The sequence below is a fragment of the Bacillus fonticola genome (assembly GCF_012955605.1).
Lineage (GTDB): Bacteria > Bacillota > Bacilli > Bacillales > JC228 > Bacillus_CG > Bacillus_CG fonticola.
This window is the reverse complement of the sequence record NZ_CP052135.1, coordinates 1025237-1046195: the sequence shown is the minus strand read 5'-3', so window position 1 is coordinate 1046195 and position 20959 is coordinate 1025237. Positions and strand designations below refer to the sequence as shown.

General features: G+C 42.7%; 24 protein-coding genes. 8 read left to right on the top strand and 16 right to left on the bottom strand.

From position 1 onward, the window contains the following. Positions 1-132: 132 nt before the first annotated feature. From opp4A to HHK01_RS05095, 8 genes are all read right to left on the bottom strand, one after another. Positions 133-1986: an oligopeptide ABC transporter substrate-binding protein gene (gene opp4A, locus HHK01_RS05130; protein ID WP_170006716.1), complete on the bottom strand. Its 1854-nt coding sequence runs from the start codon at positions 1984-1986 to the stop codon at positions 133-135. A 272-nt stretch (positions 1987-2258) separates the two neighbouring features. Beyond that, positions 2259-3173, bottom strand: coding sequence for an ABC transporter permease (locus HHK01_RS05125; RefSeq protein ID WP_170006715.1), 915 nt, complete (start codon positions 3171-3173; stop codon positions 2259-2261). 29 nt (positions 3174-3202) lie between these two features. After that, positions 3203-4165 carry an oligopeptide ABC transporter permease gene (opp4B, locus tag HHK01_RS05120; RefSeq protein ID WP_170006714.1) on the bottom strand — a complete coding sequence of 321 codons (963 nt, stop codon included), beginning with the start codon at positions 4163-4165 and terminating at the stop codon, positions 3203-3205. A gap of 4 nt (positions 4166-4169) precedes the next feature. Beyond that, entirely contained in the window at positions 4170-5102 is a 933-nt protein-coding gene (locus HHK01_RS05115; RefSeq protein ID WP_170006713.1) for an ABC transporter ATP-binding protein, read from the bottom strand. Next, positions 5089-6105, bottom strand: coding sequence for an ABC transporter ATP-binding protein (locus HHK01_RS05110; protein WP_170006712.1), 1017 nt, complete (start codon positions 6103-6105; stop codon positions 5089-5091). The genes HHK01_RS05115 and HHK01_RS05110 overlap by 14 nt, the downstream gene beginning before the upstream one ends. A 591-nt stretch (positions 6106-6696) precedes the next feature. Next, positions 6697-7431: a DUF2268 domain-containing putative Zn-dependent protease gene (locus HHK01_RS05105; RefSeq protein ID WP_170006711.1), complete on the bottom strand. Its 735-nt coding sequence runs from the start codon at positions 7429-7431 to the stop codon at positions 6697-6699. 97 nt (positions 7432-7528) lie between these two features. Next, entirely contained in the window at positions 7529-8767 is a 1239-nt protein-coding gene (fabF, locus tag HHK01_RS05100; protein WP_170006710.1) for a beta-ketoacyl-ACP synthase II, read from the bottom strand. Between the two features lie 37 nt (positions 8768-8804). After that, positions 8805-9740, bottom strand: coding sequence for a beta-ketoacyl-ACP synthase III (locus HHK01_RS05095; protein WP_170008666.1), 936 nt, complete (start codon positions 9738-9740; stop codon positions 8805-8807). A gap of 310 nt (positions 9741-10050) precedes the next feature. Between HHK01_RS05095 and HHK01_RS05090 the strand changes: the two genes are divergently transcribed. Further along, entirely contained in the window at positions 10051-10350 is a 300-nt protein-coding gene (locus HHK01_RS05090) for a hypothetical protein (RefSeq protein ID WP_170006709.1), read from the top strand. Positions 10351-10602: 252 nt separating this feature from the next. On the opposite strand, the gene HHK01_RS05085 is transcribed toward HHK01_RS05090, so the two are convergent. The 3 genes from HHK01_RS05085 to HHK01_RS05075 form a co-directional block, all read right to left on the bottom strand. After that, complete coding sequence (locus HHK01_RS05085; RefSeq protein WP_170006708.1) at positions 10603-11556, bottom strand: BMP family ABC transporter substrate-binding protein; 954 nt, start codon at positions 11554-11556, stop codon at positions 10603-10605. Positions 11557-12005: 449 nt separating this feature from the next. Beyond that, positions 12006-12749, bottom strand: a complete 744-nt coding sequence (locus tag HHK01_RS05080; protein ID WP_170006707.1) for a hypothetical protein — start codon at positions 12747-12749, stop codon at positions 12006-12008. Between the two features lie 60 nt (positions 12750-12809). Further along, positions 12810-13535 carry a hypothetical protein gene (locus tag HHK01_RS05075; protein WP_170006706.1) on the bottom strand — a complete coding sequence of 242 codons (726 nt, stop codon included), beginning with the start codon at positions 13533-13535 and terminating at the stop codon, positions 12810-12812. A gap of 132 nt (positions 13536-13667) precedes the next feature. Here HHK01_RS05075 and HHK01_RS05070 point away from each other — a divergent pair, with 132 nt between their 5' ends. Then, positions 13668-13847: a YjzD family protein gene (locus tag HHK01_RS05070; protein ID WP_170006705.1), complete on the top strand. Its 180-nt coding sequence runs from the start codon at positions 13668-13670 to the stop codon at positions 13845-13847. A gap of 48 nt (positions 13848-13895) precedes the next feature. On the opposite strand, the gene HHK01_RS05065 is transcribed toward HHK01_RS05070, so the two are convergent. Then, positions 13896-14078 carry a YjzC family protein gene (locus tag HHK01_RS05065; RefSeq protein ID WP_170006704.1) on the bottom strand — a complete coding sequence of 61 codons (183 nt, stop codon included), beginning with the start codon at positions 14076-14078 and terminating at the stop codon, positions 13896-13898. Between the two features lie 182 nt (positions 14079-14260). On the opposite strand from HHK01_RS05065, the gene HHK01_RS05060 reads away from it, so the two are divergent. Continuing rightward, on the top strand, positions 14261-15085 hold the full coding sequence (locus HHK01_RS05060; RefSeq protein WP_170006703.1) for an undecaprenyl-diphosphate phosphatase: 825 nt from the start codon (positions 14261-14263) through the stop codon (positions 15083-15085). A gap of 41 nt (positions 15086-15126) precedes the next feature. Here HHK01_RS05060 and HHK01_RS05055 read toward each other — a convergent pair whose 3' ends face one another. Both HHK01_RS05055 and HHK01_RS05050 read right to left on the bottom strand, forming a co-directional pair. Next, the gene (locus tag HHK01_RS05055; protein WP_170008665.1) at positions 15127-15423 is read right to left on the bottom strand and encodes a metal-sulfur cluster assembly factor; all 297 of its coding nucleotides are present in this window, start codon (positions 15421-15423) and stop codon (positions 15127-15129) included. A gap of 91 nt (positions 15424-15514) precedes the next feature. Next, positions 15515-16264, bottom strand: a complete 750-nt coding sequence (locus HHK01_RS05050; protein WP_170006702.1) for an alpha/beta hydrolase family protein — start codon at positions 16262-16264, stop codon at positions 15515-15517. A 201-nt stretch (positions 16265-16465) separates the two neighbouring features. On the opposite strand from HHK01_RS05050, the gene HHK01_RS05045 reads away from it, so the two are divergent. From HHK01_RS05045 to HHK01_RS05035, 3 genes are all read left to right on the top strand, one after another. Continuing rightward, positions 16466-17290: a Cof-type HAD-IIB family hydrolase gene (locus tag HHK01_RS05045; protein ID WP_170008664.1), complete on the top strand. Its 825-nt coding sequence runs from the start codon at positions 16466-16468 to the stop codon at positions 17288-17290. Between the two features lie 115 nt (positions 17291-17405). Continuing rightward, the gene (locus tag HHK01_RS05040; protein ID WP_170006701.1) at positions 17406-17558 is read left to right on the top strand and encodes a hypothetical protein; all 153 of its coding nucleotides are present in this window, start codon (positions 17406-17408) and stop codon (positions 17556-17558) included. A gap of 3 nt (positions 17559-17561) precedes the next feature. Beyond that, on the top strand, positions 17562-17762 hold the full coding sequence (locus tag HHK01_RS05035) for a DUF3813 domain-containing protein (RefSeq protein ID WP_170006700.1): 201 nt from the start codon (positions 17562-17564) through the stop codon (positions 17760-17762). Between the two features lie 209 nt (positions 17763-17971). Here HHK01_RS05035 and HHK01_RS05030 read toward each other — a convergent pair whose 3' ends face one another. Further along, complete coding sequence (locus tag HHK01_RS05030; protein ID WP_170006699.1) at positions 17972-18748, bottom strand: BsuPI-related putative proteinase inhibitor; 777 nt, start codon at positions 18746-18748, stop codon at positions 17972-17974. A 65-nt stretch (positions 18749-18813) separates the two neighbouring features. Continuing rightward, entirely contained in the window at positions 18814-19656 is an 843-nt protein-coding gene (locus HHK01_RS05025; protein ID WP_170006698.1) for a YitT family protein, read from the bottom strand. Positions 19657-19822: 166 nt separating this feature from the next. Here HHK01_RS05025 and HHK01_RS05020 point away from each other — a divergent pair, with 166 nt between their 5' ends. Together HHK01_RS05020 and HHK01_RS05015 are read left to right on the top strand one after the other, a co-directional pair. Next, a complete protein-coding gene (locus HHK01_RS05020; RefSeq protein ID WP_170006697.1) occupies positions 19823-20695 on the top strand; it encodes a DegV family protein in 873 nt (290 codons plus the stop codon). A gap of 122 nt (positions 20696-20817) precedes the next feature. After that, entirely contained in the window at positions 20818-20946 is a 129-nt protein-coding gene (locus HHK01_RS05015) for a DUF3941 domain-containing protein (RefSeq protein WP_170006696.1), read from the top strand. Positions 20947-20959: the final 13 nt, after the last annotated feature.

The following is a 20959-nucleotide window of genomic DNA, read 5'->3' as shown; positions in this document are numbered from 1 at the left end:
GAACCAAGTGATGGACAAACCAATCGGTAACAGACACACTTCGTACTGACTCAGAACAAAAATTGAATGTTCTACCCATTACACAACCCCAAAAAAAGAAGCCCAAAATGCGGGCTTCTTCTTCTCAAACGACTATTCTGGTACAACTGGTTCTTCTTGTGTTACACCAAGCTCATAAAGATAAATATCTGATCCAACTGCCATTGAATAGTTTACTATACGCTCATTGACCGGTTGTAAACTTGAACGCCAAAGTGTTGGGAATACAGGTACTTCTTCAACCATTAAGGCTTGCCATTCGTTGTACACTTCTTGACGGTATTCTGGGTCAAATGCTTCTGCAGAAACACCTTCCGCTAACAAACGGTCGTTTTCTTCACTCGCATAACGAGAGAAGTTAAACATAGCATCGCGACCATATAGTCCTTGAGGGTTCACGTCGTAACCTACACTCCATGCACCTTGATAAATATCAACTGCAGGGTCATCGTTACCACCGTTACCTACACGATCATAAAACGTGTTAAATTCAAGTAAACGACCATCTAATAGCTCAACTTTTAGCCCGACGGCTTCCCATGCTTGGATGTAGTACTGAGCTAATGGTTCTGCTGTGTCTCCACCTGACATGGACGCAAAGTTAATTACTAATTGCTCACCATCTGGATCTTCACGGAATCCATCGCCATCTGTATCCACATAGCCGGCTTCATCGAGAAGCGCTTTTGCTGCTTCAGGATCGTACGGGCGACCTGGATTTGTTTCATCATTGTAAGCTGGATGTGACGGCGGAATTAAAGTTGTCGCATTCCAACGTAGTCCATTGTAGAATCGTTTTCCAACGGCATCGTTATCGACCGCAGACCACATCGCTTGACGTAAGCTCTTATTGGCCATTTTAGCATCTGGGTTCGGTTTCACGACAGCGTTTTCAGCATCCCAAGTACCTAGCTTGAAACCGATATACGTATACGCAAGGTCAACCATCCCTAAAAATTCAACGTTTGACATATCCGCATTTTCTGGATACTGATCGACAGGGAAGTCACTTACTAAATCAACTCCACCAGATTCTAATTCTTGAACGACAACGTTTGGATTAATTACTTTTACCGTTACTTGATCAAGATTTGGTTCGCCGCGCCAGTAGTCTTCATTCTTCGTTAACACGACAGACTCACCAGGTACAATGCTTTCCACTACGTACGGACCGAAACCGATTGGGTTTTCACGCACTGCTGGTGAAGCAGACATCTCTGCAACTGGAATGCTTTCAAAAATATGCTTCGGCATTGGGGAAGTCCAAATACCACCCGTTAATAAGGAAGGAGTTGATTGAATAAACGTAATTTTTAACGTTTTTTCATCGACTACTTCAATCCCTGAAATTGAATCCGCTTCCCCGCTGTTGTATTCAACCATACCTTCAACGTTTGTGAAGTCGGAACCATAACGTGAACCGTCATATTCAGGGTCCCCGATGACTTCATAAGCGAACGCTAAGTCCTCTGCTTTGACAGGCTCACCATCAGACCAGTTTACATTATCACGGATTTTAAATGTGAATGTACGCCCATCTTCACTTACATCAAACGTTGCAGCACCGTCTTGTGTAAATGTATAGTTTGAATCAAAAGTTACTAATGATTCATCAAACCAGCCGAGGATCTCTCCGTCTGGGGTTCCATCATAGAAGATCGGACTCAGCGTTCCCTCAAACGCAGTGTCAGAAACTAAACCATAAGTGATTTCTCCACCGTCAATGGGTTCGCCAGTATTCGAAGCATCAGTGGAGAAATCTTCGATGGAATAAAGATCATCATCTTCTTCCGCAGCGTCATCTCCTTCTGTGCTACCCGGATCTTCTGTTCCTGGATCTTCACCTGGGTCCTCTTCTGCTGATTCACTGCTACATGCTGATACGAGCGCAAGCACTAATACGAGCATTAACGCGAATAGCCACTTTTTAAAAGCATTCTTTTTCATTCTTTAACCCTCCTTTTTTTATGCACTACAGCATTTCGTTTGCCACATTAACTAGTTGGCTGACGAAATATATACTCAACATCAAAATTTAAAAGTAATCATGATGTAAGTAACGAAGTTGATGATCTTGCGCGCAACGTGTTTGCGAGATTCCAAAAAGCTAGATTGGGTCGTTAAGGGTCAGTGTGTTTTACTGTGACCATGCACCAAAAGCTTTACTAGCACTCGCCCTCACACATCACCTCCTTAAAATTGTTCAACTCCTGTGTAAATTACCCTCTTCTTTGTCTAGCGTCAGTCGCTCGTTTTAATGCTTGACCGACATTGTTTACACTTAACATCAACAGCAAAATTAAGACGGATGCCGGCACCCAAATCCACCATCTATACTCAAGTGTGGTTGGGTTTGTCGCATAGCTAATGAGAGTTCCAAGACTCGGCGTACTTTCAGGGAAACCAAAACCTAGGAAAGATAGGCCAGATTCTATCCCGATGTTTCCAGCTAAGTTCAATGTCATCGTAACAATGATTAACGAACTGATATTCGGCAAAACTTGTGTAAACATAATTTTAAAATTAGACGACCCTAATGTTTTAGAAGCTTGTGCATAGTCAAGTTCTTTTTCTTGTAACGCTTTGGACCTTATTAATCTGGCAATTCCCATCCATAAAAATGCCGTCATCATGAGCGAGAATGTGACCACACTATATTTCGGAACAATTGCTACAAACACGATGATCAACATTAAAAATGGTAATATCATGAAAAAGTCAAGAATACGCATCATAATATTGTCAACAGTACCGCCGTAGTAACCGGCTACCAAACCAAATATAATTCCGATGGCTCCGGTCATGACTGTGACCAGTAACCCAATAGATAGTGAGTTCCGTGTGCCGATAATGAGTTGTCCAAAAATATCACGTCCACCGTAATCAGTACCTAATAGAAATTCTTCAGAAGGTGGTTCGTTAATCGCAAACAGATCTACTGTAACAATCTCTTCCTGTGATAAAAATAAGGATACCCCATATACGAATACAATAATTAATACGAGAAAAATGAGCGATATTAAAGCTACCTTATCTCTGACAATTTCTCGCCAGAGGATGCTAAAGCCAGATGGACTTTTTATCGGCTCGTGCGTCTTTTCGGTCACACTTACATTTGCTTTACTTGGTTCCATTTCAAATCACCTCAAAGTCTACAGAGTTACTATTTAATACGTATGCGCGGGTCTACGAGACTTAATATAATATCGGAAATGAGCGCTCCTAAAATAGCAGCAATCCCGAATAATAGAACGGTTGAAGTGACCACAGTATAGTCACGTAACGAAATGGACTCTAAAAATAGTTGTCCCATTCCTGGATAACTAAAGATTTGTTCTATAAAGATCGTTCCTCCGATTAACCCGGTAATTTCATAGCCGAAAAACGCAGCAATTGGGAGTAGAGAATTTCGTAAAATATGACGATTATACACTCTAGATTCAGGGGCCCCTTTTGCTCTGGCGGTAATGATAAAGTCTCTTTGTTTCGTATCAATAATTTCGCTACGTAAATACTGTACAGTCCCCGTGACGGTAATTAACGCGAACGCTAATGATGGGAGCAATAAATTATAAATCTTGCTCATCACATACTCGAATGAACCTGGTGTGAGCCCCGGTTCCACACTTCCACCTGTTGGGAACCAACCTAATTGGAAACCGAAGATCCAAAGCATCACTAATGCAAAGATGAACAATGGCGCTGCGAATCCTACATAGGTGTACCCTGTAATGAACCGATCAGCCCACGTGTCGTTATAGCGCCCACTCGTAATGCCAAGCGGGATGGCGATCAAGTAGGTGAAAAATAGCGTAGCTAATGAAAGCCAAAACGTATTCGCTATTCGTTGTGAAATTAATTCGGTTACTGGCATTTTGAAACGGAACGACTCTCCTAATTTACCTTGTACGGCATTAATCGCCCAGCGTCCATACTGTTCGTACCATGGGTCATTCAATCCAAGCTTATCTCGTCTTTCTTCAACCTGTGCTGGATCAATATCTGGACCAATCGCTCCGGACAGCGCGTCTCCCGGCATCATTTTCGCCATCATAAATACTAGAATGCTTAACAATATTATTTGAGGAATCATAATTAAGATTCGACGTAAAGAGAATTTCCACATATTATCAACCTTTCTCAGGCAAAGCTACTAAGTGTGTTTTAGATACCGGTTGTAATTGATAAGCTAAGCCCTCACCATCAAAGTAATCGTTATACGACTGCTCGTATTCCTTTTTCACTTCTTTTCGGAATTGTAACTGTTTATCGCGATTTTTCGGATCAATATCAGGAATTGCTGCGACTAGACGTTTTGTATAAATATGCTGTGGATCGGTAAAAATCTCTTCTGTCGTCCCTTGTTCGACATATCGACCTTTATACATAATCCCTATATGGTCACACATATGGCGAATGACACCAAGGTCGTGACCAATGAAGAGATAAGTGAGTCCTAATTCATCCTGTATTTCTTGCATAAAGTTTAGAACCTGCGCTTGAACAGATACGTCAAGTGCGGATACGGGTTCATCGGCAATTATGAGTTTTGGTTTTAAGGCAATGGCACGGGCAACGCCGATCCGCTGACGCTGACCACCGGAAAACTCATGTGGATATTTCAAAATACTCTCAGGACTCAATCCGACTAGTTCCAACAATTCCTGCACGCGCTTTCTCTCTTCTTTTCTCGATAACTTTTCGTAGTTACGAAGTGGTTCAGCAATAATATCGATGACTCTTTTTTTAGGATTTAAGGAAGAGTACGGGTCCTGGAAAATCATTTGTACATCTTTGCGCACATCCAATTTAGATCGACGAATATTCGTAATATCGTGCCCGTCAAACATGACCTTGCCTGATGTAATGTTATTCAAGCCGATAATCGCTCTCCCTGTTGTCGTTTTACCAGATCCCGATTCTCCAACTAGACCATATGTCGAACCTCTTTCAAGGGAAAATGAAACGCCATCAACTGCTTTGATATGACCAACAGTTCGACCGAATATTCCTCCCTTAACTGGGAAATGAACTTTTAAATTTTCAACTTCAAGAAACGACATGACGCTGATCCTCCTTGCTCTCATCAGGGAAGTAAAAATGTTCATAACAAGTACAACGCACGAAGTGACCTGGACTGATTTCATGTAACTGAGGGTTTTCCTCATGTACTGATTCGTCTATCCAAGGTACTCTCGCACTAAAGCGGCATCCTTTTCGAGGTAATTTTTGTAATGACGGAACGATTCCTTCAATCACATGAAGCTTTGCTTTTGATTTCGTTGAATTCGGGACTGAATTCAACAACGACCTTGTATACGGGTGCTTCGGACTTGCAAATAGAGTATGAACGTCAGCAATCTCTACTATTTGACCTGCATACATGACTGCCACTCTGTCCGCCATCTCGGCCACAACACCTAAATCATGTGTGATTAAAATAATTCCAGCCTTCATATCCTCTTTTAATTCATTTAATAAATCGAGAACTTGTGCTTGAATAGTTGCATCAAGTGCGGTGGTTGGTTCATCTGCGATCAGTATTTCCGGATCATTGGAAATTGCCATCGCAATCACAACCCGTTGCCTCATTCCACCTGATAGCTCATGGGGAAATTGATGGAAAGTATGCTCCGCGCGAGGAATTCCCACTTTATTGAGCAACTCAATCACTTTCTTCTTGCGTGCATTTTTTGAAAGTTTTTTATCGTGTAATAATAACGCTTCGCCAATTTGGTCACCGATGTTCATTAAAGGATTCAACGCGGTAAGTGGATCCTGAAATATCATCGCCATATCGTTTCCGCGTAGCTTGTTTAATTTACTTGGTGAAACATTGGCAATACTCTGACCCTTATAGCTAATATCCCCTTCAATTTTCGCGCGACTATGCAGTCCCATTAAGGAAAATGCAAGGGCACTCTTCCCACAGCCCGACTCCCCAACAATCGCTAAAACTTCATTTTTGTTCACTTTTAGCGAGACATCATCAACGGCTGCATAATAATCATCTTTAATTCGGAACGAAGTTTTTAAGTTGTTTATTTCTAATAACGTGTCACTCATATTTAATCCCCCTATCTCAAATTGTCTAGGCTTGTACGTTTGGGGAAACGAATCCTTTTAGTATGAATGGACTAATCTCCTCCGGGAAGGAAACCGTATCAACGGAGTTATCCTATTTACCGTTACTTCCTCATGCTTCTCTAGACTTTTCACCTACGAGTACAGGCGTGTTTCCGAAGATGAATACGTCTAACCTTTTTAAATTTTAAAGTAATTGATTCATCTGACTACTATACTATTACAATATTATTACGACGGCAATACTTTTTTGCAATTTGAAATCGGGGGAAATGCCAGAACAGTTCAAAATTCTTTGTATTAAGGGGGCTCTTCTTTGTCAATTGATAGAATGGTAATTTATTCACGGCTGTATGGAGAGGTGTGTCCGCTCTTACCTGGTCGCATGAGGGAGTACACCCATTAACACGAGGTTGAAGTCTTTAGCAACTGTGAGAGTAAGTAGGGTTGAGTCACTCCCTTGCTAAGCTCTTCACCTAAAACATCATCATTTTCTCAACAGCGAACAACCCATCGCACAAAACATTCGATGGGTTGTTCAGCTATCTATTCGATTGGAATATCACTTTTCTATCAATCTTCAAAAAGCTTGTCGGGAAATTGATTTGAGGGAAGATATATGATTTGTTTGGAAGGGCATTTTTCCTTTTTTGCGTAACGGCTCACCCACTCATATCCGATCGCATAGCCAAGAAACTTCGGATAGCCCCCGCCTCCTTGAAGTAATGATTGATGGAGGGAGTCTTTCCTTGGTAAATCTAAATTTGGCTTTATCCATTGCGCCCACCACTTTTCAAGTTGTTTCGTGTCATATTGCGTAGACCACGGTGAAACAAACGATTCCCCACAATATTCCTTCACTGCATATTCTGCAAGGCCTTCCATGAGGAGAGAATCTCGTAACGTAAAGTGGATAGGGTCTCCACGCTTTTGCATACGAGTGGTATGATGATATTCATGGACAAACAGCGCTTGAAGCGTGTCCTTGTTCCATTGTTGTTTCACAAACAAAAATATTTCTTTTCTCGTTGCAAAACCCGCTCCTGGCTGATCATTTCTTTGGAACAGTGATGGGGGGCGTGTGGGAAGTATGTAGATCGGGACATCTGGACCATCCCACTCCTTTCGATACGTAGTCCAAAATTGATGTAGAACGTTGTACAGTTTCTCTTCGGAAATCCAAGTTTCCCATGCTTTAGATCGTAATAGTCTAGGATCCATTCCGTTACGTTGTAAAATTTGTTGAACTCCTTCTTTATCTTCCATAAATTCAAGTAATTTTTGCTGATTCATTGGTTCAATCCCCATGCTCAACCCTCCCCTCTTTATTGTATGGGCAGATTAGGCATTCATTACGCAAAAAAAAAACATCACCTTCCTCCATCGGGAAGAAAGTGATGAGTTTTTATGCTTCATACTTTTTGAAGGCAAGTGTCGCGTTATGTCCACCGAACCCAAGAGAGTTGGAGATAGCTGCTTGAATGCTCGCCTTTCGTGCTTCGTTCGGTACGATGTCCAAATCGCACACTTCGTCACGTGTTTCATAGTTAATCGTAGGGGGAATGATGCTGTCACGAATAGCTAAAATCGTAAATATCGCTTCAATACCACCTGCAGCGCCTAGTAGGTGACCTGTCATAGATTTTGTCGAGCTCATCGCCAGCTTGTACGCATGGTCGCCAAATACGGTTTTAACGGCTGCGGTTTCGAACTTATCATTGTACTCTGTGCTCGTGCCGTGGGCATTAATATACTGAATATCTGTTGGCTGCAACCCTGCATCATCGAGCGCTTGTTGCATCGCCCTTGCACCACCTTCACCCTCTGGAGCCGGTGCCGTAATATGGTGAGCGTCACCCGTTGCCCCATATCCGACTACCTCTGCATAGATCGGTGCATTTCGCTTCAAAGCGTGCTCAAGTTCTTCTATGACGAGGATCCCAGCCCCTTCACTAATGACAAATCCATCCCTCTCTAAATCAAATGGACGGCTTGCTGTTTGTGGATCCGGATTTTTTGACAATGCTGTATTGGCTGAGAATCCGGCTAACGCCATGTTCGTTATGGGGGCTTCTGCTCCTCCGGTAATCATGACATCCGCATCTCCACGTTGAATGACTTTAAACGCATCCCCGATCGAATTGGCCCCTGAAGCACACGCAGTCACCGTACAGGAATTGATTCCTTTTGCTCCAAGAGAAATAGACACTTGTCCCGCTGCCATGTCTGGAATCATCATCGGGATCATGAATGGGCTCACTCGCCGGTAGCCACGTTTTTGAAACATCTCATGCTGCGTCTCAAATGTGTGCATACCCCCGATACCAGACCCTATCCAAACGCCCACTCTTTCTGCATTGGAATCATCAATTGTTAAATTAGCATCCTTCACTGCTTCAAACGAGGCAACGAGAGCAAAGTGGGTAAATCGGTCCATTTTGCGCGCATCTTTTCGATCAATATAGTCTTCAATAGTAAAGTCTCTTATTTCTCCTGCCACCTTTGCAGGAAAGTCGTCTGGGTTCACCATAGTTAGTGGTCCAATGCCGTTACGCCCATTTTGAATGGCGTCCCAGCTCGTTGCTACATCTAGACCAGTCGGATTTACGGTTCCTACGCCTGTCACAACAACCCGTCTCGTCATGTGCTCTTCACTCCTTCAACAATCTTTTGTAAGTTCATTATTTGCCCCATTTTAGACAAATTGCTCCCCACGTCAATCCACCACCAAAACCAACTAGTACAATATGGTCTCCGTCTTTTATCTTACCAGCTTCTACCTCTTCCGCGAGAGATATACCGATAGAGGCTGCTGATGTGTTGCCATATTTTTTTATAGTTTTAGACATTTTTTCTTCTGACAAATTAAGTCGTTCCCTAGCGGCATTCATAATACGAATATTCGCTTGATGCGGAACGAGAAAATCGATGTCGTCTTTCGTAAGACCAGCCTTATCAATCACATTCACACATGATTCACCCATTTGACGAACCGCAAACTTAAATACTTCGCGGCCATTCATGTACAATAAATCGCCCTCTTGGTACAGGTGCTTTCCGCCTGAACCATCTGATCCTAGGTCGTAGGATAAAATTCCTTTGCCTTCAGATACAGGTCCCATGACGACGGCTCCTGCTCCGTCTCCAAACAAAACGGCCGTATTTCGATCTTCCCAGTTCGTAATCTTAGATAGCTTCTCCACACCGATGACGAGGATGTGTCGATAAGCACCCGTTTGGATGAACTGACTAGCTGTTACGATACCGTACATAAAACCAGAACAAGCGGCACTTAGGTCCATAGCGGCTGCCTTTGTTGCGCCTAATCGTTCTTGTAGCTGACAACTTACGGAAGGAAAGGGTTGATCCGGTGTAACAGTAGCGACGATAATTAGATCCACATCTTCCCCACTGACACCAGCATTATCTAAAGCTATTCGGGCAGCTCTTTCCGCCATATGTGACGTATCGATGTCATCTGGTGCAATTCTTCGTTCTTCGATCCCCGTTCTTGTCCGAATCCATTCATCTGACGTATCCATCCGCTTTTCTAAATCGTAGTTTGTTAAGACTTGCTCCGGAACGTAGCGACCTACACCATGTATCCCCGCGTTGATCAATTCAGTCATCTCCTTTTGGTCCGCCCGTGGCTCACCCCAAAGGTATGTGCCTAGCGCGGTGATGTGTCATAAACACCGCATTTCTTTCACTACCAAGTTCTCTTCCCTTACTTCGCTTTGTAACTTTTCATATTTACGAGTTATGTGTTGAACTTTGCTATAACTTCATCCTATGACTAGGTACTAATTTTAGTCTACTCACACTCTTCCTCTTCGTCAAGTGTCCTACACTTTTTATGAAAACTGGGGAATCGTCTAAACCTTTTCCATCCTTTATGCATACACAAACAGAGAGGAGGTGATGGAGATGGCAGAACGTTCAAGATATGAACAAATGGACGAGAAGATGGCAAAATTCCTCTTTGGGGATAGATCAGAAAAAGAAGAGACTTCCGAAGAGGAACCGAAAGAAGAGGATGAGGAAGACGAATCTCATACTGAAAAAAAGCAGTTGGAGGCTCAAGCTCTGGACTTAGACTCTTTATTTAGTAAATTAAACTCAAAGGAAATGATGGGTACAATCGATTCCTTGATGAACAGCGCATCCCATCTAAAGCCAATGATGACAAAACTTGAGCCTTTTATTCAACGTCTTTTAAAAAAGTGAGATGACAAATCAATACAAAACATTTATGAGCATAGCACTCAGCCATGCGTGGAAACTCATCATAAAGCAGTCTAGTTGTGATCAAGGAGGTGCGAGTGAAGCCTTAAATAACTACCGGATTAAGTATCCGAAGTTGTTCTCTAATAGGACAATGAACATGATGTTAAGGTTCTGCGTAACTCCGCCCCTTTTTCCACATAAAAAAGAGAGGACACAAAGCGCAACTGCTCATGTGTCCTCTTACAGCATTACTCATTTTGGAAGTTCGCCTGAATCAATAAATTTCTGAATTTCTTCCTCTACACGAGATCTCACTTCTTCTCCTACATTTGGACTAAACGCCCCAAGAGAAATCACACCATCTTGAAAATCAAAAGTTGGGTTCCCTCCCTCTAACTCGCCTTCTAAATACTTATCTGCTACAAGTTCGTATAGTTGATCAACCTGCTGTATCGTGCTCGTTAAAACGGTCGCTTCCCCTAAATCAGATTGATCGGATACATAGCCAATAACATATAAGCCACGTTCCTTCACTTCTTCAATAACGGGTACATTAAACCCATCGCCTGCCGGGTACACAACGTCCACCTGTTTGGCTAATAAAGTGTCCAGCTGTTGAAGCGCCTTTTCTTCATCATCCCAATTCTCCACGTACTCGACAAACACTTCGACATCCTCTGCTTCATAAGCAGCACCCTCCACAAAACCAGTCACCTCTGGTTGCCAATCAAACGCGGCCAATACACCGATTCGACGTGTCTCGCTTTCCGCAGCGGCCACCATCCCTCCAAAGAAACCCATCGCCCGTCCTTCAAATTGAAGTGATGTCGTATTGACTTCCGTAGCTTGTCCGTTAAAACTGATAAATTGTATATCAGGGTATGTACTGGCAATTTCATTAAAAACTTCTGTATATTGGTTTCCATGTCCAAAGAGAAGCGTCACACCCTTTGAAGCGTATTCAACAACAGCTTGTTTAATCGCGGCTTCAGATTCAACGTCTTCTTTGTAGTACACATCAAGATCATATTTGGATTGAATAGACAATAGTCCCCGGTACCCCTTTGTCCCCCAAACTTGGTCATTAATGGTTTCCGGCACGAGCAGACCTACTTTCGGCGATTCTTGATCCGCTGGTAGCCCGCCTTGACACCCTGCCAGAACAAACACGAAAAGACTGAGGAATCCAATTTTCAGCAAACTCAAAAACGGTTCGCCTCCTCTCCAAGATCGCTAGTCCCTTTTGATCTGGGTCGCGTCTTTTGTCATCCCTCGTCATAGAGGAGAAGGGCAATAGCAGGACTTACAATCGATCGTTTCGTCCAATTTCACCTTTTTTCGACATAATTCCATTGTACCGCCGACTAGAATACTTGAAAAGATACTTTTTTTCACGAAAAGCGGAAGGCGGTTGGTCAGCGAAACCCACTCATCTCAGAACCGGAGGGAAAGTTGCTCTTTAACTTTCTCGGAGGGGCTGAAATGACGTGCGGTTCGCTACCGCCTGCAGCTAGACAACGAAAAGCGGAAGGCGGTTGGTCAGCGAAACCGCCCCTTCTCACTTTCCGGGTTCTATCCGCCGGGTTCGCGCGTCTATCCGCAATTCCCGGTGCTATAGTACGTGGATTCCTGGCCCTGGTCCGGACTCATCCATCTCACTGTGATCGAATTGATTGATAAGCTTGCAAAAATGCGTTTTTTCGTTTTTCTTCAGAAGAGCTTGAGTTTATAGTGGCAACAACACCACGTTCTTCTATATCACCGTGATCTGGAGGCCATTGACTCCAGTCTGCTTCATTTCCACTTGCTACCCACTTTCGAGCTTGTTTGCCTGTTTTACTTTGTAAAAAAGTCAGTTTCGCCGTACTGACCGCAAATTGCTCATACACGTAATTTGCCACTTCTTCAACTGATAGCGCGTCTTCCAAAATGCCATCTATTCTTTCCCCGCTTTTGACAAAGGTACCATCCAAAGTATACAAATTGGGTGTTAAAAATAAGTGCGTTTCTCCAGGTAATGAAGTAAGCATCTCGCTTGGATCTGTTAAGGGGTGTTCCGCACAATTGATGATACTGCACCACCTGTTGATAGCTAGATCGGTCCAATCACTTTTCAAGAACGCACATTCTCGCAGTTCCCCAACGTCGCCTACTACTAACACATCCGCACCACTCCACTCTATTTGGAAGGAGGAATTTTTCATTTGCTCAACGAATTCCTCCCGATTTATGGTGTGAAAATTAGCGTTTCTTCCAAAATAAAGTTGCTTTTGTTCTCGCTCCCTCTCTTCTGCTTCTGTAAGCGGAAGCGCCAAGACGGGAATTCCCTCATCGATCCACTTTCTTACACACTCAAATCCTAAAGGGTGAAAGGCCCCTACGATCATCACCTTGTCCATAAGGAATCCTCCTCAAATTATGTCCCATTACTCCACTATACGGTATCATGTGAGGAAGGATTACAATTCTTTTTCGTAAAGAGCAAACCAACGTGCTGCTCTTTCGCCAACATGAGGAAACAATTCCGGGACCCCTAACGTGACTGTAATGGAAGGGGGAAGTCCTTTTGCCTGAAGCTTTTGCAAATAGGGTGAAACTGGCTGATGTGAGGAAAACCACCAACGCATAGGCACATGATGTGGAATGTCATCCTCTTTTGCCTCCACTACTTGTTGGAACGTTTCATCATCGTGTAAGTCATGGGCCTCCATTACATCCTTTTTCCATTGTTTAAAGAAAAACACGTGTCTTTGTTCCCGCTGAAATTTTTCTTCTAAAGAAAGAATAGGGTTGACAAAAAATGCCGATCTTACTGGGAACCCATTTCTCAGTAGATCAAATCCCAACAAAGCCCCCATACCTTCTGCGAATAAATGGACACGTTGATTGAAAATTCCCTTTTTAGTAACGACGTGAATGAGCCGTTTGATCGTTTTCGTCGCGTGCTCACTCCCCCAATGCTTCGGATGTGGCTGCGTTAAACAAATGGTATAGCCCATTTTGGCGAACCATTCTAACCATAGTGAACGTGTTGGATGTTCTAGCCAGGTTGCCTGGTGGTCGCCGACAGTATGCCCCGCATCCCCGAACACAAATAGGAGGAATCCATTCGGCTTTTCAGGAAACAGAAGCACATGCCAACTCTCCTCGACGTCAAACCATTCAAGTTGTTGTTTATGTGTCATATGCATCCCTCTTTCCCCATAGTGTATGTCCTACGAGTCAAAAACGTTTGGACAAAATCCTACTGAAACGTTTTCAAAGAGGAACCATTATGGTACTCTTACAGTAATAGGTTGTAAACTGGAGGAACGAACATGAAATTTATTTGGACATTCATTTGGTCATTTCTGTTAGCACAAATGGTGACATATGTTGTAAGTTCAATGAACGGTCTAGTGTATAACTTCACACTTGGACTCATTTTATCTATTGGATTTACGCTATTGATATCCATCGTCCCTAGCCTTCTTCCCGAGAACGAAGTACACGAGTAAAACAAAAAAAGAGCCGACTCCTTATTAGCGGAATCAGGCTCTTTTTTGTTATTTAAATTTACTCTTGTATGTCCAGACACGATTGTGGTTTTTGTTTTCTGGAAAACGGTCACCTTTTCTCAGCTTTATTTTCTGTGGACTTTGGACCATGCTATTCGTCTCGCCAACTTCGACGTAAATGCCATTATTCGGTGCATGGTCCCCCGCTTTAAATTGATGTGACTGTCCCATGATTGTCCCCCTCTTTAGACACCCAACAGTGTTGAGCTAAAAAATGTACGTTTGTGTTGAAAACACACCCGCTCCCCTTATTGTACGCGGAAAGAGAGTGCTTAAACCTCTTTACACACTTTACCTATTCGTGTTAAATAGTAACGGGTGGATTAGGGCCTAGCTTAGGGAGGAATTACTTAATGGAAGCATTTCTTGAACTTTTGAAGTACACGTTTCTTGGCTTAATACAAGGATTTACAGAACCGATCCCGATTTCATCTAGCGGGCATTTATTATTAGCGAAGTACTTTTTGGGAATTGAAATTACTGGGTTAAGTTTCGAATTACTAATGAATACAGCCTCTCTTTTTGCTGTTTTGTTAATTTATAGAGAGACTTTGTGGAGTCTAACGACAAATGGGCTTCATTACTTACGTACAAAGGATCCGTCTGTCAAGAGCGATTTTAATTTTATTGTCTACCTTATTATTGGGACTATTCCCGCTGGGGTACTTGGTTTATTGTTTAATGACTGGATTTCAGACAACTTAACGAGTGTTGTTACGATTGGCATCACATTGCTAATAACAGGAACCTTCTTGTGGCTTATTCGGAATTTACGTGGACGAAAACAAGAGGGCGATTTATCTATGAAGGATGCAGTTATCGTCGGTTTAGCACAAGCTGTCGCACTCATCCCTGGTATTAGCCGTTCCGGTGCGACGATTGTTGCGTCGATGTTTCTTGGTATGAAGCAAGATACGGCATTACGCTTTTCATTTCTGCTCTATATTCCTGTCAGCGTAGGCGGTATGGTCCTTGGTATTTCTGACTTTGCAAACGACAACCAGCTAGGGCAACTACTTATCCCATACTCCCTTGCCTTTATAGCCTCATTTATCGCATCATACTATTCTCTACGATGGTTTATGAATATTATGGCACGAGGAAACTTGAAATATTTTGCAATGTATTGCTTTATCGTCGGACCAATAGTCATATTATCGTATTGGCTGTTTTCCTAACAAATAGCAAAGGCTTCCTCTTACCCGAGGAAGCCTTTTTCTTATTGAATTCCAAGTGCAATTTTAGCGTAACGGCTCATGCGGTCTTTCGTCCATGGCGGACTCCACACGATATTTACCTCCGTCTCTTTTACTTCAGGCAAATCTGCAAGGGCAGTTTTTACTTGTTCAACAATGGTTCCGGCAAGTGGGCACCCCATTGAAGTCAAAGTCATAGTTACGATCACTTTGCCTTCATCGCTTATATCTACTTCGTATACTAAGCCTAGGTTCACGATGTCGATCCCTAACTCAGGGTCAATGACTTCTTCCAGTGCGCCCAGGATACTTTCTTTCATCTCTTCGTTTAGTTCCAATGACTATACACCTCTGCTTTCTATTTTCAAACCTGTTATTAGCATACCAAAGTTGGCCTTATTTTTCGACTTTTTATATGGGGAGCACTTGTTGATTCCATTGTAAAAATGCCATTAATCCAGTGCGCGACACTTTATGGCCGGTATCAGCTTCCTCAATCCACACCGTATGTTCGGGATGAGATGTGTGATACGTCTTTGCATATTGAATTGGGACAACTTGATCGTTCGAACCGTGCCAGAAGAAGAGTGGGCGATCTTCTTGTTTTTCAGGATGGCGTGTTAAATCATATCCGTCCAATTTTTGCAACATGGCGTCAATTTCTTTTTGCGCGATCCCAATATTCTCTCTTCCAATAGAGTTTAAAAGACCGTTTGCAAAATCTACATACGAAGGTGAGCCCATAAAGCTTGCGGCAGCCGAAATCCACTTGTACTGAGTGAGCGCACCCAGTGTAGTAATGGCTCCCATAGAAGTACCGCCAACTAACCAATGATCTTCCTTTGAACGCCCTTCGTCTATGTAGACTGCTCGTAACTGCTTTAATTCTGCAATCGAAGTAAGGACAATTCTCCAGAAGTGTTTGCCGATGTATTCATTCGTTAAAGTCTCGGTCTCACGAACTCCGTGTGCTAGTGCATCCGGGAGTATGACACGATAACCTTGATTGGCAGCGTGATAAGCGACGTGCAAATTATGTTCTCTAGCGCTTGTCACCCCATGAAAAAACACAAACGTCGGTAACATTTCCTCAGCTATAGATGAGGAAACAACCTCCAAAACTGGAATCCCATTAATGAGCCGATCATCAACTTGAATCAAACTAAAAACTTCCTTTCCATTTACAAACCAAAAAGTTTTCTTTATTCTTTCTTCATATAGAAAGTGTATCATGAATAGAGTAAATATCCTTACCAGTTTGTTTGGACAAAATGAAATGAAATTTAGTTAGTGAGTATGTTCTACTTAAGGATAGTTTGAGTGATCAACCACAAAAAAATTGATTTATAAAAGGAGTACGATATTTTGAAACGTCATCTTATTGTTCTTGATTTAGACGGAACGACACTTACAGATAAGAAAACGATCGACACACCTACTGTAAAGGCGATTCACCGTCTTCAACGGGAAGGACACGCTGTCATGATTGCGACTGGACGACCTTATCGTTCCAGTGAGCCATACTATAAAGAACTTCAACTACAAACGCCCATCGTCAATTTTAATGGTGCATATATTCATCATCCGCTCGATAATTCCTATGAGTTGTCACATACACCTTTACCAATGCAAGTGGCTCATGACATTGTAGAAGCTTGTCACCAATTTGACTTCCATAATATTATTGCGGAGGTGATTGACGATGTCTACTTCCACTATCATGACGAACGACTTTTAGACATTTTTACGATGGGTAACCCGCAAATGACGACAGGTGACTTACGTTCGTATTTGACAACGGACCCGACCAGCATGCTTATTCATGCACCGGAGTCATATGTACATGGGATTCGTCACCATTTGTCTGAGGCTCATGCGGAAGTCATTGATCATCGCCGTTGGGCTGCTCCGTGGCATGTCATTGAAGTAGTTCACGCAGGGATCCATAAAGCGGTTGGTATCCAAAAAGTGGCGAAAGAACTCGATATCCCATCGTCACGTATCATCTCATTTGGTGATGAGGACAACGACTTAGAAATGCTTGAATACGCAGGGATCGGTGTAGCCATGGGCAATGCTACACCTGAAGTCAAACAAGTCGCGAATGAAGTGACATTGACTAATGAACAAAACGGGGTCGCCGCATTTTTAAACGACTACTTTTTCAGTTCCACACACCCGCTTTAGTAAATCGCGAAAACGCAGTCTGGTCTAAAACCTTCCAGTGTGGCTACACTCTCCTGTGCACATACTACGTGAGAAGACATATTACGTCTTCAAAAGCGATTTGGAGGGGATACGGATGGGTAAAGGAAAACATTCCAGACGTTTTGTTCAACAAGGGAAAAACGCGGTGAAGCAGCATGATCAACAGTTTACGTACCATTCAACGTATGCTGAGGCGGAAGCTGAAAAAATGCAAAATGTAAAGAACAGTTCTCTAGGGGGACATTAACAGATGGGAAACAAGCTTTTCCAACAGGCTAAAGAACAGGTAACCCAATCCATCGCCTCATTACAAAATCAATCTGCTGGTGATCGAACAATCGAAGAGGCGAAAAATGCGCTGTCCTCTGCATATGCCAATAGCACGCCTGCAGAACAAGAACAGCTTCGCAAAATGCAAATGCAGTTACAGGAAGCCCAGAGCCAACAATAAAACTTTTTACCAAAGTGTGGAGAAACTTTATGTTTCTTCACACTTTTTCTATTTACGGGAACTGAAAATTTGATCCTTTGAATCGGGGATTTGATCCTTTGGCACCGACATTTGATCCTTTGAACCGGGGACCCAAGAGGCTAACTCGTCAGCCAAAAAGTACAACAAACCCTCCACCATAATTTCGATGAAGGGTTGACGAAAGGTCTCTATTCATAAAACGTCTCTAACACGATCGGGTAAGCATGAATAATCGTATTGTCATCTATGCTTCGCTCATAAAATGTAGCTAACACTGCTCCATTATCGGGAAGGGATGATGGAGGAACTGTAATCTCTACGCGAAACGGTACCCATCCTTCTTTCTTTTGCACGGTGAGCACTTTCTCATCTACAAGCATGGTATGACCATCGTCTACTGTAAAATAAAACACGCCAGAATTAACGTTGGCTTCCCCTTTGACTACATAATGCCCTTCCTCCCCATACGTTCTTATACGACGGAAAGATTCATTTCGTTCGGGTAACTCCCATTTTTCTTCATCTATCCATACGCTTTTCTCAAGTTTTTCTCCATTCAGCTCACTCGCTAACAAGGTGACCTTTACTTTATACGTGCCGGGTTGTAACTCCTTTTCCGATGGATAGGTCCATACCTCTTTAAAGGTGAGTGTTTCTAGAGGCTTTACTGTCTTTGTCATTGGTTTATCCGAGAATTGCTTATCCGCGGAGCATGTATAAATAGATTCACCAGAGTTTGTATACACTTGTAATTCATACAGTTGCTCGGTTTCAAATTTGATTTCCTCTCGTTCTTCTCCAGCATTATACAAACGCAATTCGAAGATGGCTTCTTCCTGTCTCGCTTCAACAAAGACGTCCCACTGCAACGTTTCGTTTCCTTTTGCTTCATCCTGATAAGCTAACGTTTCGATTGGTAGCATAAAAGAAAAGCATACGAATAGCGCACAGAAGAGGTATTTCATGTTGCCCTCACTCCTCACATGTTGCGTGTCGTATGCTTAGTATGTTCAATTCGTTCAAATTCATTTTATTCTCTACGGAAAAATCCAAAAATCCCTGTAGTTTGCACAATGTTCGTAAAGGCACTTGGATCGACTTCTTTAATAATGTGCTCAAGGTCGTACAGCTCGTAGCGTGTGATCACGATCATCATCATTTCTTTTTGTTCATTTGTAAAGGCACCTTTAGCAGGAATCGTCGTAATACCGCGTACAAGTTTTCCATGGATCGCTTGTTTCATTTCCTCTGATTTCTTCGTAATAATATAGGCGGTTAGCTTTTCATGCCGTGTATGAATCGCATCTATAACGCGTGTAGACACATACAACGTCACTAACGTATACAACGCCTTTTCCGCATCAAACACTAAACCTGCAGACAAAATAATTAATCCGTTCAATGCGAAGAAGTACGTCCCTACAGGTTTATCCTTCATTCTGGAAAGAACCATGGCAATGATGTCCATTCCTCCAGTCGAGGCCCCCCATTTTAGCGTAAAACCAACTCCGATCGCAGCGATGACCCCACCAAAAACAGCATTTAATAAAATATCCGTCGATTGCGCTTGTACGGGGATAATTTCTAAAAAAAACGTCGTGAGGGCAACAGATATTAAGCTATATAACGTGAAAGATTTTCCGACCTTTTTCCACCCTAAAATAATCACCGGAATGTTTAACAGGAACAACAAAATTCCTGTCGATATAGCAAAGTTTGTGTATTGGTCGAATACACTTGATAGTAATTGAGCCAGTCCAGTAAACCCACTTGCAAAAACGTCTGCTGGAATTAAAAAATAGTTCATCGAGAGAGCATTTAAAAATGCCCCGATGAGGACGACAATGATTTTTTTCGATTCCATTAACACCATGTGCCGGCACCTTCCTTCATTTTCACTTCTCCGTTACGGAAACACCACTGGCTATTGTCATGCACGCGTCTACGAAAGTCAATAAGAGTTTTGCCTATTTTGTATCTAGTATCTACAAACCGTTTGCGATACACTTGACATAATCTAAGAAAAGGGGTATATACGGATGTTCTCTATTTTTTCCGATAGTGCTTGTGATCTTCCACAAGACTTCTTCCAAAAAGAAGGAGTCACGCTCATCCCGTTACAAATTGAGTTCAATGACGCAAGCTACACCGATTTAGTCGATATTCAACCGAAGGAAATTTATGATGCTCTACGACAAGGGGCAGTTGTGCGCACATCCCAACCTTCTCCGACAACATTTGCAGAGGCTTTTAGAAAAGCTGCCTTAAAGAAGGAAGAGGTACTTTGCTTAACCTTGTCATCTGTACTATCAGGCACACATCAATCTGCACAACTGGCGCTACAAGAAGTACTGGATGAGTATCCTGACTTCCGTTGTGAGCTCATTGATACGAAGTGCGCATCACTCGGTTACGGAATCCTCGTCCAAGAAGCCGTTGCTCGGGCTAAAAACGGTTCGTCCCTCGCTGAAACAGCAGATGACATTCGCTTTCGCATGGCACACATGGAACATTTATTCACAGTGGATTCATTAGAAACACTCATGAGAGGTGGACGTGTTTCTAAAGCTTCTGCGTTTGTAGGAGGACTTCTCAATATAAAGCCATTGTTGCACGTAGAAAACGGAGCACTCGTCCCGTTGGAAAAAACTCGTGGTAACAAAAAGTGGAAAAAGCGTATGTTAGAGTTAATGGCAGAGCGTGGGGATAGGTTGCAGGATCAAGTGATTGGAATCAGTCACGGAGATCATGAAGAACTTGCCCTAGAAATGAAAGAATCAATTCAGGCACAGTTCGGGTGCAAAACATTCGTCACTTCTCTGGTTGGAGGAGCAATCGGCGCGCACGCTGGCCCAGGCACGCTAGCTGTCTTCTTTTTAAATGAATACAAACCGTCTCTACTTGCTGAATGAAAAGTATGGTTTAAATGGAGAAAGCTGCGAACTGGTTGGACGATTCGTTGCGATTCGTTGCCGTGAAAAGTATAACCCTCTCATTTTGAGGTACGCTACCCACTAGGAGGTGCCTTCCTAGTATGAAAACATCAGATAACGACAAAAAACCTTTTGATAACCAAGCAAAGCAGGAACAAAAACGGGAACTCGCCCAAAAGCAAGCGAAGAAACCGGAAAATACTTACTCGAAAAAAACGGATCACTTATAAGAAAAAGTGCAGA